The sequence below is a fragment of the Hydrogenimonas sp. genome (genome assembly GCF_029933015.1).
Lineage (GTDB): Bacteria > Campylobacterota > Campylobacteria > Campylobacterales > Hydrogenimonadaceae > Hydrogenimonas.
Genome location: NZ_JAOZOZ010000041.1, coordinates 1 through 12871, shown reverse-complemented (window position 1 = coordinate 12871; position 12871 = coordinate 1). Strand labels below are relative to the sequence as shown.

The following is a 12871-nucleotide window of genomic DNA, read 5'->3' as shown; positions in this document are numbered from 1 at the left end:
AGTAACGCGCCAGCGTATCGGCGATGATCGTCGTATAGGCGTGTCCGATGTGGGGCACGTCGTTGACGTAGTAGATGGGTGTGGTGATATAGATTTTCTTGCACTTGTCGCTCATTTGCAAACCTTCGCGAATTAAAAATTAAAAATTAAAAGTTAAAAATTGAGGAAGGTCGCATCCGCTCCCTAACTTTTAATTTTTAATTTTTCACTTTTCATTTAAAACTCGAATCCTCCCCCTTCGCCCCTGTTCATGCTTTCGTAGACTTTTTTGACGTACTCGCTGCGGATTTCGCAGCCGAGGACCTTTTCACACTTCATGCAGCTGTCTACATTGTGTTCCTGCTGGCACGCCAGAAGCTTTCGTTTCGCCTCTTCGCGTGCCAGCTCCCACCGGTCCAGCGTCCTTTCAGCCGATGCCATAGGCCTCTTTCACCTTCGCGATCTCGTGTCTGCTGCCCAGGAAACAGGGCGTCGTTTCGTGGGGATCGCTGCAGGGCAGATCCAGCAGACGGTTTCCTTTGTCGTCGATCGCTTCGCCTCCGGCCGTTTCGTAGACGTAAGCGAAGGGGAAGACTTCGAAGAGTTTGCGGAGTTTTCCCTCCGGTTTGTCGGTCGTACCCGGGTAGCTGAAGAGCCCGCCCCCTTTGAGAAGGATCTGATGCAGGTCGGGTACCATGCCGCCGGAGTAGCGGAGGCGGTACCCTTCTGCGAAGAGGCCGTCGACCAGTTTTTTGTGGTGGGGATACCAGTGCATCTGCGTGCCGCCCGGCGCGTTGAGCTTGCCTTTTTCGTTCAGCCGGATCGTCTCCTGTTCGGCGAAGCGGCCGTGGCGGAAGATGTAGTGGCGCACGCCCCCTTTGTAGGCGGTCACCATCTCCAGGCGCGGGCCGTGGACCACATAGACGGCCGCCAGCATGTTCTGCGCCTGGAATTCGCCGTCGTAGATGCCGTAGATCGTGCCGACGCTCAGGTCGACATCGATCAGGCTCGAGCCGTCGAGGGGATCGTAGGCGATCATGAAACGTCCTTCGGGGTGAAGCGTTTCGGCTTCCTCCTTCTCTTCGCTGGCGATCGCTTTGATCGCCGTGATTTTGGAGAACTCCTCGGCGATGATCAGGTCGCTTTGGATGTCGAGCTTGAGCTGCATGTCTCCGGTGGCGTTGCAGGAGTCTCCGTAGCAGAGATCTTCGTTCGTGATGGCTTCTCGGATGCGGTGGGCCGATCGTTCGATGGCGTCGAATACAGGTTTGAGTGTCATTAAACAGCCTTTGCGTGGGTTTTTATCCAGCCGATGATCTGGTCGACATCGTTGAGGTCGAGGATGTCGATGGACGGCGGTATTTCATATTTTTCTATATCAATCGTATCGTCGATGGCGATCGCTTCGGAGCAGGAGAAGTAGCTCTCGTCGATCGCGTTGCGGAAAACGGCGATCCGCGGAAGCGGAAGGGTCTTGAGGCCTTCGACGAGCAGATAGTCGAAATCGTCTATCATACGGATGATCTCTTCGATACTCTTCTGTCGGTGGGAAAAGTAGGTGGTCCGTGTCGGAGATGTCACGACCACTTCGGCGCCTGTGCGGAAAAATTTCCAGCTGTCCTTGCCTTCTACATCGAATGTCGCTTTGTCTTTCGGATCGTTTTTTACGATGGCGATTTTGTACTCTTCGATCAAAACACGCGCCACCTTTTCGATAATCGTCGTTTTGCCGCTGTTGGAGGGGCCGGTGAAGGCGATTGCTAAACGTTTCTGCAAAGTCTCTACCTCGATGTAAAATGATGAAGATTATAACCAAAAAGGGTTAAAGAAAGGATTATGTGATAAAATTCTTCAACATCTGCACAAAAGGTCCGAAAGGTGAAAAAAAAGTTTCTATTGGCTGCGATGGCCCTGATGCTCTCACTGGGAGGCTGTAGTCCGAAAAACCAGGTCACGCAGCTTTTCGAACCCGACAAAATCTACGAAAAGGCACTCGTCTATACCCGGGAAGATCAGGTGGTGCGCGGTCTCGAAACGAAAGCGGCCATCACCGCGACGCTTCTGAACGAAGTCTTTCCGGACAGATATTCCGATGACGACGGCACCTTCTTTTTCGTCGGCATCGTGACGGAGCTGGACGTGGAGGAGTTCAAGAAAAACTACCATATCCGGCTCAACGGTATGGAACCGCTCTCCATCGAGAAAGTGCAGGAGACGGACGACATCTACAAACTGATGCCCAACGTCAACCGGTGGGGAAAATACTTTATCGTGAAATTTCCCTCCACCGCGGCGACACGCCTCGCTATCGATTTCGGAATCTATCCGTACGGTTCGGTTCGGTTAGATTTTCAACGGCCGAAGAGACGCTGATAGGATCTCCCAGCAGCTTTTTGTAGACGATATAGTTGGCGAGAACCTTCTTGCCGTATCGTCTGCTTTCGTCGTAATAGACCAGCTCCATACTCAGCCACGGTTCGTAGGCATCCTTCGTGAACAGCCCCCTTGTCGTCAGCAGACGTTTCGTAAAGCCGATGCCGCCGTTGTAGGCGTACGCGATGAAAAGCGGGTGCCATACCGAACGCTTCAGATATTTCAGATGGGTTCTGGCGTAGGCGACGTTCGTCTCCGGGTCGAACATTCTGTCAAGATCGAAGGATTCTTTTCTCTCTTTCGCCAGTGCTTTGACGAGAAAGGGCATGATCTGCATCATTCCCAGTGCGTAGGAAGGGGAGATGGAGGAGGGGATGAAGCGGCTCTCCTGGCGTGCGAGGGCGAGGACGAGTGCCTTGTCGTCGACGGAGAGCCCCTCGTAGGCCTCTTCGTAGGGGATCGGAAAATAGTGGGTGCGGTAGCGGGAGGCGCGCTCCATGATGAAGGCGTAGTGTCCCACTGTTTTGTCGCAGGCGAAACGTTTGCCGTAGTCGATCAGAAAATTCTCTTTTTTCCCCCTGATCGTCTTTAGGATCTCCAGCCAGGCAAAAGGGTCGGTGATGTCGTATCGGCACCGCTTTTCCCCGAAAGAGGGCGAGACGACTCTGGGCCAGCGGGTCCCCAGCTTTTCATGGGCGTAGAGGGTGTAGATGTTGAGATCGAAACTTTTGGAGAGGTCTTCGAGCCAGGATTTTCCCGGATCGATCTGCGCGAGCCAGAAGAGAACCTTGTCCTTGTCGAATCGAAACCACGCTTTCTTGTAGGCGTCGGCCAGATAGATCTTCGCCAGCTTCGGATGGTCGTGACGCAGCGCGTTCATGGCGAGAAAGAAGGTGGTCTGATGGTCCAGAGGTTTCGAGTCGATTCCCAGAAGCGACTTCTGAAGTTTCCCGAGATCGTTGTCGGTAACGATCAGTTTGACGCTCTGGGCGAACTTTTTCTCTTTCGAGAGACGTTCGACCAGTTTGGGTGGCAGCGGATGGTCGAGGTGCTTTTTGCGCCAATCCCTGCCGCAGCGGTTGAACACTTCGAAAAAGGTGTCGCTGTCGCTCTTGACGAGTTGAAAGAAGGGCTCTTCATCCGCCATGATGTCCATCCAGCGCAGCAGTTTCGGATAGTCGGAGAGCTGGCCGATAAGTCGGAACTGTTTTTCGCTGGAGAGTTTGGAGAAGCGGTAGGGGGTGATAGCGATGGCGCTGCAAGCCGCCTCTTTGGCAGGCAGCTTGTCCGGCCCCAGACGGTAGCACCGGTCCGCCATGGCGAATCCCGGCTTTTTCGTCTTTTTCGCGTAGCGGTGGATCAGTTTCCAGTTGACGGAGCGAAGCTGATAGAAGGCGGCGTCGGCCTCTTTTGCGGTGATGTTTTGGTCGAAAAAGCGCCAGATAAAAAAATCCTTGGCGTAGCTTCTGGGCATTTTGCCGATCCGCTCCAGCGTGATCTCCGAAGAGAGGAGCAGCATGGGAGCCAGCGCTCCCGCTATCGCGATCCTTCGCAGCAGCATCGGTTTAGTGAAAGACCAGGCGCATCAGGAAAACGTCGATGAACTGAAGCCCGATGATGACGATCAGCGGCGCCAGGTCGATGCCTCCCACGACGGTGGGAATGTAGCGGCGGATCCATGCGTAGACCGGCTCCGTCAGACGGTAGAGCGCCTGGACGATCGGATTGTAGGGATCGGGGCGTACCCAGCTGACGAGGGCCGCGATGATGACGATCCAGATATAGATACTGATGATCGTGTGGATAACGTTGACGATGGCGTAGATGAGTGCGGATATCATTTGACTATCTCCTGTAGATAAGATTTGAGCCAGGGGTAGAGCGCGGAAAGTTCGGGCCCCTCTTCTCTACCCGTCAGCAGCAGCCGAAGCGCTTTGGAGAGATTTTCGCCCTCCAGGCCCGTCTCGCGCGTCAGGTGGCTTTGCAGTTCGTCGAAGGTTTCAAGAAGCGGCGCGTTTTTGAGCGCATCGCGCAGCTTTTCCATCGGCTCTTTCCACTCTCCTTCGAAAGGTTTGGCGCCGAAGATCGCTTCGATTTTCGGTTTGATCTCCCTGATCGTACTTCCCTCATCGAGATGGCACTTGACCAGATTTCCCACCGCTTCGTCGGCGAAACCGAAGGCGCGGGAGAGCTCCTTGGGGTCCATCAGGCGCATATGTTCGCGGTTGAGAAAACGCAGCTTTTCGATGTCGAATTTCGCCGGGGCTTTGGAGAGTTTTTTCAGATCGAACCACTCTATCGCCTCTTCGATCGTGAAGATCTCCCTGGGTGCTTCGTTGCCCAGCAGGATCAGGTAGTTGACGATCGCTTCGGGGAGAAATCCCTCCTCCAGAAGCCGCTTGACGCCGGAAGCCGCGTCACGTTCGGAGATCTTTTCGCCCTCCGCGTTCAGGATGATCGGCAGGTGGGCGTACTCCACCGTTTTGTCGTATCCGAGCCGGTTGCGGACATGAATCTGCCTGGGGGTGTCGCCGATACGCTCCTGGCTGCGGATCACCAGGGAGATGTCGTGGATCATGTCGTCGATGGCGCATGCGAAGTCGTGGGTGGGGGTTTTGTCGGCGCGCATGATGACGAAGCTGTCGATCTCTTCGGGTGCGTAGCTTTGTCGGCCCTGGACGATGTCGTCGAACGCCACCGGTTCTTCCGGTTTTTTCAGGCGGACGGTGAAGGGTTTTTCGTTTTCGAGCACTTCGGCATCCGTCAAACGCTCGCATTTTCCGCTGTAACGGTAGGCTCTTTTCTCCTCTTCGGCCCTCTTGCGCTCCATTTCAAGCTCTTCTGGTGGACAGAAACAGGCGAAGGCTTTGCGCTCTCCGAGAAGTTTGATCGCCATGTGCTGGTGGATGGTGAGGTTGTGGCTTTGGTAGTAGACATCGGAGGGATGGAGGCCGCACAGCTGCAGGATTTCGAGAATCTCCCGTTCTTTTCCCTCTATGTTGCGCTCTTTGTCGTCGTCTTCGATACGCACGATGAACCGTTCGCCGCGCTGCCGGGCGACGATGTAACTGAAAATGGCGATGCGCAGATCACCGATATGCATATCCTCCGTCGGAGTCGGGGCGAAACGCAGCATGGAATCCCTTCTGTTTTATTGGGAGGATTATACCAAATCGCAGAAGGGTTTCGGTTCGGAAATATAATATCCCTGTACGTAGGTGACGCCCAGATCCTTGACCGTTTCGTAGATCGCTTTGGAACTGACGAATTCGGCGCAGGTTGCGATATTGAGTTTGTCGGCGAAATCGACGATCGTCTCGACGATGATCTGCGAGCTGATATCCTCGTCGATGTTTTTGATCAGCGAACCGTCGATTTTGAGCATGTCGACTTCCAGTTTCAGAATGTGGTCGAAGTTGGAATAGCCCGAGCCGAAATCGTCGAGAGAGATGTGACACCCCATCGATTTGAGCTTTTTAAGACAGGCGTAGACATCTTCGTACCGTTCGATCCCTTCGCTTTCGAGGATCTCGAAATGGATACGCTCGGCATTTTCGTATTGGGAAATACGCTCGATGATGTAGTGCATCGTCGGTTTGTTCATGATGTCGAGATAGGAGATGTTCATGGAGACGTCGTAGGGCTGATCTTTGAATGTTTCGAAGACTTTGTCGGCCATCCGTTTCGTCAGCTCCGGATAGTAGCGGGTACGTTTCGCGATGTCGAGGAAGTGGTAGGGGGTATAGACGGTGCCGTCTTCGTCGATGAGTCGCACGAGGGATTCGTAGATTTTGACGGAGCCGTCTTTCGTCGAGACGATCGGCTGGAAGTAGGGGACGATACGGTCGTCTTCGATGGCGCTTTTGAGTTTTTCCGCCCACTCTATGTTTTTTTTGTACTTTTTGCTCATATCCATCGACGCGTCGTAGACGATATAGTCGCTTCTTTCGGTTTTGGCCTTTTTCATCGCCATGTCCGCCGTGATCAGCAGATCGGCTCCGTCGTTGGAAGCGCCGACGGCGATGCGCAGGTGAACGATGTTGGAATCGACGACGAAATCGTGGCCGTTGATGGTTTTGAGAAGTTTGCGGATAAACCGCTCCAGTGCCTCTTTGTCGATCTTTTCGTGCAGAAGCATCGCGAATTCGTCGGAAGGCATTCTGTAGAGACTGCACGATCTCTCGGGACACTCTTTGGCCAGAAGTTCGGCCAGTTTTTTGATGAGGTCGTCTCCGGCATCGTGTCCGTAGAAGTCGTTGATCTCCTTGAAATCGTCGATATTAATCAATATCAACGCTTCGATATCACCACTTTCCATGTCGTTCAGGAGTGCGTTGCGGTTGGGCAGCCCGGTCAGAAGGTCATGGTAGAGCTGATATTCGAGCTCTTTGGATTTTTTCTCCAGCGCCCGGGTCTTCTTTTCCACTTCGGATTCGAGGGTCCGGGTATACTCCTCTTCTTTTTTGTAGATCTTTTTCAGAAGAAGGAAAAAGATCGCCAGAAACAGAATCGTGATAATCAGCATCAAAGATATGTTTTTGTAGACGAGGGCGAGAATGTTTTTCTTGAGATTGTCCTGGGAGAGATAGATGCTTATGAGGCCGCGAAGCTCACCCTCTTTGTAGCCGTAGGCGGCATCATAATGGGAGCGGATATATTCGGGAGCCTTTTCCCTCTCCCCGTGGCATGTCAGACACTGTTTCGTGATATAGAGCGGTGAAGCGTAGTAGAAGATCTCTTCGCCATCCCTTTCGATCATCGAAAAGGACTCTTTGGTTTCGGGATGTTTCCTGAAGTACTCGATGGTTCTCTTTTCGAGTTCGTTGGCGAGATTTTTCGGGTTTCTCGGCCGGTCCGACACCGTTCTGACCATCGCCCTGTTCGCTATGGATTCTGCGAACATCTCCGATATACGGGGTGTGGTGACGACAGGAAGCAGTTTGATATTCTCTTCGTCGAGGGGGATGTGGTTGTCCAAAAACGCCTGCTGGTAGGTTTTTCTGAAAGCGATGAGAAAGGCGTCGAGAACCTCCGCCTGATGTTTGGAAACGAAAAGGCGGATATTGTCGATGCGGCGAAACTGGTCATAGATGAAGACCGCATTGTACAGAAGTGCCAGAAGCGATATACTGGAAAATAGAATGAGAAATCTGTTTTTTTTCGCGGGCACTGCGATCCTTCCGATCACTTTTTTTGGGCTGGTTGGTTTTACGGACAAATATTGAGACCTCTTAATTTATGTCATACCAACGGAGATGACAACATGATATAATCACTTACCTGTTTGATGGTTGAGTCGTCGAAAAAATCATGGACGCGATCGATCAAAAGAATCCGATACATCCATATCGGACAGATTTCGAAGATGTTAACAGTAGGAACGAAATGAACAAAGACGAATTGTACGATATCACGATGGATCATATGATGAATCCACGAAACTATGGAAAACTCGAGCATCCCGACGGCCAGGGTATCGGGAAAAACCCCGACAATGGAGAGATGGTCATCGTCTATCTGAAGATGGACGGCGACAGGATCGAGGATATCCGTTTTCAGGCCAAAGCCTGCATGACGACGATCATCGCCGGATCGATCTTTACCGAGAGCGTGAAGGGGGCGAGTGTCGACGAAGCGAAGGAGATGGTGCAGATCATGCTGGGAAAACTGGACCAGATGCCGCCGGAAGAAGCGGCCTGTTCGGAGATGGTGGCCCAGGCCTTTCTGGCGGCACTGGACCATTACGAAGCGAAAAAGAGCGATCCGGATGCGATCGTTCCCACCCATATGATCAGCCGGGCGTGTGCCGTGCCGGAAACCGAGGAGACGAAATAATGGCGAAAAGACTTTTTACGACAGTTCACGAAGGGTGGCTCAAACTGCTCTTCTCATCTTTTGCGGTGAACGACCGCGAATGGGGTGAAAAACTCTACGACTATTCCGAGATCCTCTACCGTCATCTGCGTTTCATCGAAAATCTCTACGTAAAGAAGAAGATCGAATACAGCTACGAACGGCCGGCGATCACTCTCGAGTTCACCACGGAAGGCGAGGCGGCGATGTTCTGCGACGAGGTACTTGCGCGTATCGAGCTGCAGCTGAGCGACAACGGCGACCCTCTGGCCAAAAGAATGCTCAGCGATCTGGGCTACATCCGCAAAACCCTTCATCGCGAGTTCGAGCGCAACGCGAAAATCACCGCCTTCGACAAATCGCTGAAGCTCGACGGTATCGAGCTCGAAAAGAGTTCGCTCGACGCTTTGGTGCTCTTTCTTTTCGAAGAGAGCTATAAAGAGTACGAACTGGTCGTCATCTACTCCTACGCCCAGACGGTCGTCGACGACAAGCGACTGATCGAGATTTTCCAGATCATGATCGACGAGTCGAAGTTCCATCTCAAATCCTTCGCCCGCATGATGGCGAAGATGGGGATACTCGCCGTGCCACGTATGGTGACGCAGGAGATCTACCGGTTCGACTCCCTCGAGAAGTTTCTCGCCGAAGGCATCGACGAGGAGAAAGCGGCCAAGGAGCAGTGCAGGGCCCTGGCCGAAGCGGTGGACAACGAGGCGCTGCAGCAGTTCTTCGATTTTATCAACTACCAGGAGGATTACCATATCACTCTGATGGAAGAGGCGCTGGAGAGAATCAAGTAGATGGTCAAAAAGCATATCACCAACATCGTATCCCAGTGGTTCGGCCGCTTCGCCGACCACGAATTTTCCAGCGGCATCCAGTCTTTCATCAACTCCGCCTACGTCAATCTTCTGGGACTGGACATGTCGGAGTTCGCCCCGCCTTCGACCTATCCGAGTCTCAACAAACTCTTCACAAGAGAGCTGAGAAAGGAGCGTCCCGTCGACCATCGACACGGCGCGCTGATCTCTCCGGTGGACGCTTTCGTGACCGAGTGCGGAAAGATCGACAAGGACAAAGCGATGCAGATCAAGGGGATGGAATACAGCATCGACGATCTGCTGACGCTTCAGTACGGGCGTGAAGCGAAGGAGCTCTACGACGGCACCTACATCAACTTCTACCTATCGCCGAAAGACTACCACCGCTACCACATGCCCTACAAGCTCCGGGTGGCGTCGATCCTGCATCAGCCCGGCAAACTCTATCCGGTCAATTTCCCGTCACTGCGACGCACGAAAGAGCTTTTCGTCGAAAACGAGCGGGTCATACTGGAGTGTTTCACCGAAAAGGGAAAACGCATTTTCATCGTCCTGGTGGGCGCACTCAACGTGGGCAGAATGACGATCTCTTTCGACCACCGCATCAAAACCAACGCCGACAGGCGCGAGCCGACTTTCTATCGCTACGACAAAAAACCGGTCTGGATCCACAAAGGGGATCTGCTGGGGATGTTCATGATGGGTTCGACGGTGCTGATCTTCGCCGAGCCGGGCCTGATGGAGATCCGGACCAACGACCGCACCCATGTCCGTTTCGGCGAGCGCGTGGCGCTGATCAAAGAGTAGAACCCGTCTCGAAAAAATCTCTGATCGCCCTTTTGAGAGACTTCTCTTTCTCTTTCGCTTCCCCATAGAGAATCTCGTGATAGAGTCTGTCGATCTCCAGCAGACGCTCCCTCCCGGGGTGGTCCGCGGCGCAGCGTAGGAGAAAGGCGTGCATCGTCTCTCCCTCTCTTCTCGTATATCCCTCTTTTTGCAGCCTTTTTAGAAGCGGCTCCAGCAGACAGCGAGTTTCGCGATCGCAGGGTTCCCTGCGAAGATAGGCGGCCGCCAGCGTGACCGTCAGAACGAGCAGCAGCAGCGAGCCGGCGAACTTCAGGACAAACAGCGGCTCTTTCTTCGCCTTTTGAAGCAGCTGCATCTGTCTGAAGCGGCTGTAGCGCAATATCCACGTCTCGATGCGGTACTTGGCATAGAGGAGATAGAGATCCGTTTTCGACAGACCCGTTTCCGTGGTGCCGCGGCTCTTTTTCTCTTCGGCGGCAGCGGCCGAACCGGGTGTCTCCGGTGCCACATAGGCGGCGGTCGCCGTCGTCTCGACACGCCGCCACGCTCCCTTCACCAGCACCTCCGCCCACGCGTGGGCGTCTCTCTCCTCCACCGCCAGGTAGTTTTCGACACTGTTGGAGAGACTCGCCTTGTAGCCCGTGACGACGCGCGCCGGCAGGCCGGCCAGGCGGGCCATCGTGACGAAAGCGCTGGCGAAGTGGACGCAGTAGCCCGCCTTTTTGTCGAAGAGGAAACTGTCGGCCGAGCGGTTCAGATCGAGCGGTTCGGGGCGGAGGGTGTAGGTGAGTTTCGCATCTTTGAAATATCGGATCATGGCGTTCAGTCTCTCGGCCTCGTCGGGATGGGCCGCTTCAATAGCCTTCGCCGCCTCCGCGGTGCGGGGGTTGGCTGCAGGGTCCGCCTGCAGGGCGATGGCGACGATCTGTTTTTCGGTCGACGCGCCGTAGCGGTATCTGAGGGCGGAGCTGGCGGCATAGATCTGGGGTTCGTCGATCGGCTTTTTCAGCGTCACCTGGAAGTCGGCGTCGATCGATGCGCCTTCGGGTGCCTCGATGGGGAGATCGAGCATGTAGAGCCACCGTTTGTGGGTAGGGTAGAGCGAGACTTTGTAGATGACGATCTCGTCGGCCTCCTCGTACATCGGCGGCAGGGCATATTTCCGTGGTGCGATACGGCGCCTGATAAAGGGCGGCAGAGGTTCCCAGTGGTCCTTTCTGTCCAGATAGAGGACGCTTCCGCGGAAATAGAGGCGGTTTTCCGGCGGAACCTCTCCCTCGAAACCGACCTCCATGACGATGCGGTGGGAGAGCACGTCCAGCGCCCCCGCATCGAGCCGCATCGTCCCGTCGTGCCCCATCCGCGTAAGAGACTCGCCCCGGAAACCGTAGGAGGCGTGTCCGAAGGAGATACGGGGGAAAAAGATGAAAAGAAGCACCACCAGAGGAAGGGAGAGCAGAAAGAGTGTCCCCGCCATGCGCAGGCTCCCCGCAAGCGTGGTACGCATCCGCCACGTAAGGATCAGCCAGAGCATCACGAAGATTTCGAACACTACATAAAAGAGCATCGGAATCGAATCGAAAAAGAAGAGCGATAGCGCCAGCAGAAGCATCGGCGAGATCGCGAGGTAGATGTTGATTTTTCCCGTCAGTCTCTGGAGAGAGACGGCCAGGATCAGCAGATAAGTAAGCAGCTCCACGAAGAGTTTCAGACGCGAGAGACCGACGTAGTTGAACGTGCCGTAGAGCGAGAGAAAGATGGCCAGGGCCCCGGAGACGAGCAGGGCGATCTGGGTCGGCAGGGTCGCTCTCTTGCCCGAAAGGATCAGGACGACCACGCCCGTCACGAAGAGCAGCATCGGCAGTTTCAGCACGAGAAGCAGAGGCGGCAGAACCGTCAGATAGGCGATGTCGAGCAGCCGCAGAGGAGAAACGCCACCGGTCGGAGACTCAGTAGAGCGCCAGCGTTTCGAGAATCGCATCGATTCCCTCCTTTCGGCTCTGTAGCACTCCGCCGGGCATGCGGATGGCGAAGGGAACGCCCCGCCGTTCGCATTCGAGCACCCAGAGCGTCAGCTGCGACAGGCGCGCCTCGTCGTGGGCGGCGCAGGTGTGAAAGTCGAAAAGTAGCGTTTCGCTTTCACGCTCCGTTTCGAACGCCTTGACCATCGTTTCGCCCCGGGCGACCGAAGGCCAGTGGATTCTGGAGGCGTTTTCCGTACCGCTGTAGGATTCGAGCCCGTCGAAATCGGTTTCGTGGCCGTAGGGCGATCGCATCTGTCTCAAAAAGCTCTCCAGCGGTCTGCCTCTGGGCGTGGGGTAGACGATCACTTCCCCGATCCCGGAGAGCGGAAGCTCGAAACGGACCGTCGCCAGGGGAAAGAGCGACTCCAGACGACAGGGGCCCGGTCTCGTGCGTCCGCGGCGTTTCGCCAGAAAGGGGATCGCCGCTTCCAGACGGTCACGGGGCGGTATGGGAGGCGTTTTTACGCTCTTTTCTCCACAGACGAGATCGATGCCCCACGCCGGGGTGGAGGAGGGGTTGTCGATCCGGACTCTGCAGGCTCCCTCTTCGTTGGCGAAAAGCCTTCCGCACCCTTCCCAGTGCGGCCGCAGCTTTCCGATATTGAGGATTCCCACCGGTATGGCGGCCATGGCCAAGCCAAGAAGAAAGAAGAGGGCGATGTAGACCAGGTTGAAGTTGTGCATGTAGGCTTCGAAAAAGAGGCCCACGATGAAAACGAGCAGGACGACGCTCTGCTTCGTGACGTGCTGGCGGACCTTTCTAGAACCCATCTCAAAAATCCTCATAGCCGGTAACGGAAGCGATTTTGCTACCTATCGCGGCGCTTCGACGCAGGCGTGGCCAAAGCCACGTCAAGGAGAAGCAACAAAGAGAGGGGGCAAAAGCGCTCCGCCCGTGAGGGTGGTACGCAAACGGCACGTTGACTTCGTTGGAAATGCTCGACGTAGCTTTGGCTACGCCTTGCGCTTTTCGCCTTGTCATCGCACCGTTTGCGTACCATTCCCGGCCAT

At 54.8% G+C, this 12871-nt stretch carries 14 protein-coding genes; 4 read left to right on the top strand and 10 right to left on the bottom strand.

Annotated features, from left to right (window positions below; genetic code table 11):
* The 4 genes from Q1K23_RS04485 to mobB all read right to left on the bottom strand — a co-directional run.
* Window positions 1-115 (bottom strand): class I tRNA ligase family protein (locus tag Q1K23_RS04485; RefSeq protein ID WP_300362792.1); only part of this gene is annotated, 115 nt, incomplete at its 3' end.
* Between the two features lie 101 nt (window positions 116-216).
* Window positions 217-420, bottom strand: a complete 204-nt coding sequence (locus Q1K23_RS04480) for a hypothetical protein (RefSeq protein WP_300362791.1) — start codon at window positions 418-420, stop codon at window positions 217-219.
* Window positions 407-1258: a class 1 fructose-bisphosphatase gene (locus tag Q1K23_RS04475; protein ID WP_300362790.1), complete on the bottom strand. Its 852-nt coding sequence runs from the start codon at window positions 1256-1258 to the stop codon at window positions 407-409. The genes Q1K23_RS04480 and Q1K23_RS04475 overlap by 14 nt, the downstream gene beginning before the upstream one ends.
* Entirely contained in the window at window positions 1258-1755 is a 498-nt protein-coding gene (gene mobB, locus Q1K23_RS04470) for a molybdopterin-guanine dinucleotide biosynthesis protein B (RefSeq protein ID WP_300362789.1), read from the bottom strand. The genes Q1K23_RS04475 and mobB overlap by 1 nt, the downstream gene beginning before the upstream one ends.
* Window positions 1756-1857: 102 nt before the next feature.
* Between mobB and Q1K23_RS04465 the strand changes: the two genes are divergently transcribed.
* Complete coding sequence (locus Q1K23_RS04465; protein ID WP_300362788.1) at window positions 1858-2352, top strand: hypothetical protein; 495 nt, start codon at window positions 1858-1860, stop codon at window positions 2350-2352.
* On the opposite strand, the gene Q1K23_RS04460 is transcribed toward Q1K23_RS04465, so the two are convergent.
* Genes Q1K23_RS04460 through Q1K23_RS04445 form a run of 4 tightly spaced genes read right to left on the bottom strand, consistent with a single transcriptional unit; the run spans window position 2285 to window position 7522 of the window.
* Window positions 2285-3913 carry a lytic transglycosylase domain-containing protein gene (locus tag Q1K23_RS04460; RefSeq protein WP_300362786.1) on the bottom strand — a complete coding sequence of 543 codons (1629 nt, stop codon included), beginning with the start codon at window positions 3911-3913 and terminating at the stop codon, window positions 2285-2287. The two genes, Q1K23_RS04465 and Q1K23_RS04460, sit on opposite strands and share 68 nt — an antisense overlap.
* Window positions 3914-3917: 4 nt before the next feature.
* Window positions 3918-4193 (bottom strand): YggT family protein, encoded by a 276-nt coding sequence (locus Q1K23_RS04455; RefSeq protein WP_300362784.1) that lies wholly within the window; start codon window positions 4191-4193, stop codon window positions 3918-3920.
* Window positions 4190-5488, bottom strand: coding sequence for a glutamate--tRNA ligase (gene gltX / locus Q1K23_RS04450; protein ID WP_300362782.1), 1299 nt, complete (start codon window positions 5486-5488; stop codon window positions 4190-4192). The genes Q1K23_RS04455 and gltX overlap by 4 nt, the downstream gene beginning before the upstream one ends.
* A gap of 27 nt (window positions 5489-5515) precedes the next feature.
* A complete protein-coding gene (locus Q1K23_RS04445) occupies window positions 5516-7522 on the bottom strand; it encodes an EAL domain-containing protein (RefSeq protein ID WP_300362781.1) in 2007 nt (668 codons plus the stop codon).
* Between the two features lie 215 nt (window positions 7523-7737).
* Here Q1K23_RS04445 and Q1K23_RS04440 point away from each other — a divergent pair, with 215 nt between their 5' ends.
* From Q1K23_RS04440 to Q1K23_RS04430, 3 genes are read left to right on the top strand one after another with little or no spacing between them, the layout of a single operon-like run.
* Window positions 7738-8187 (top strand): iron-sulfur cluster assembly scaffold protein, encoded by a 450-nt coding sequence (locus tag Q1K23_RS04440; RefSeq protein ID WP_300362779.1) that lies wholly within the window; start codon window positions 7738-7740, stop codon window positions 8185-8187.
* On the top strand, window positions 8187-9008 hold the full coding sequence (locus Q1K23_RS04435) for a hypothetical protein (protein WP_300362777.1): 822 nt from the start codon (window positions 8187-8189) through the stop codon (window positions 9006-9008). Before Q1K23_RS04440 ends, Q1K23_RS04435 begins: the two co-directional genes overlap by 1 nt.
* Complete coding sequence (locus Q1K23_RS04430) at window positions 9009-9836, top strand: phosphatidylserine decarboxylase (RefSeq protein ID WP_300362775.1); 828 nt, start codon at window positions 9009-9011, stop codon at window positions 9834-9836.
* Here the strand turns inward: Q1K23_RS04430 and Q1K23_RS04425 are convergent.
* Together Q1K23_RS04425 and Q1K23_RS04420 are read right to left on the bottom strand one after the other, a co-directional pair.
* The gene (locus Q1K23_RS04425; protein WP_300362773.1) at window positions 9826-11817 is read right to left on the bottom strand and encodes a DUF3488 and transglutaminase-like domain-containing protein; all 1992 of its coding nucleotides are present in this window, start codon (window positions 11815-11817) and stop codon (window positions 9826-9828) included. The genes Q1K23_RS04430 and Q1K23_RS04425 overlap by 11 nt on opposite strands.
* On the bottom strand, window positions 11786-12631 hold the full coding sequence (locus tag Q1K23_RS04420) for a DUF58 domain-containing protein (RefSeq protein WP_300362772.1): 846 nt from the start codon (window positions 12629-12631) through the stop codon (window positions 11786-11788). Before Q1K23_RS04420 ends, Q1K23_RS04425 begins: the two co-directional genes overlap by 32 nt.
* Between the last annotated feature and the right edge of the window lie 240 nt (window positions 12632-12871).

Coding starts and splice junctions, on each gene's coding strand:
- Q1K23_RS04480 (WP_300362791.1), bottom strand. CDS start 420: ATGGCATCGGCTGAAAGGACGCTGGACCGGTGGGAGCTGGCACGCGAA.
- Q1K23_RS04475 (WP_300362790.1), bottom strand. CDS start 1,258: ATGACACTCAAACCTGTATTCGACGCCATCGAACGATCGGCCCACCGC.
- Q1K23_RS04460 (WP_300362786.1), bottom strand. CDS start 3,913: ATGCTGCTGCGAAGGATCGCGATAGCGGGAGCGCTGGCTCCCATGCTG.
- Q1K23_RS04455 (WP_300362784.1), bottom strand. CDS start 4,193: ATGATATCCGCACTCATCTACGCCATCGTCAACGTTATCCACACGATC.
- gltX (WP_300362782.1), bottom strand. CDS start 5,488: ATGCTGCGTTTCGCCCCGACTCCGACGGAGGATATGCATATCGGTGAT.
- Q1K23_RS04440 (WP_300362779.1), top strand. CDS start 7,738: ATGAACAAAGACGAATTGTACGATATCACGATGGATCATATGATGAAT.
- Q1K23_RS04435 (WP_300362777.1), top strand. CDS start 8,187: ATGGCGAAAAGACTTTTTACGACAGTTCACGAAGGGTGGCTCAAACTG.
- Q1K23_RS04430 (WP_300362775.1), top strand. CDS start 9,009: ATGGTCAAAAAGCATATCACCAACATCGTATCCCAGTGGTTCGGCCGC.
- Q1K23_RS04425 (WP_300362773.1), bottom strand. CDS start 11,817: ATGCGATTCTCGAAACGCTGGCGCTCTACTGAGTCTCCGACCGGTGGC.
- Q1K23_RS04420 (WP_300362772.1), bottom strand. CDS start 12,631: ATGGGTTCTAGAAAGGTCCGCCAGCACGTCACGAAGCAGAGCGTCGTC.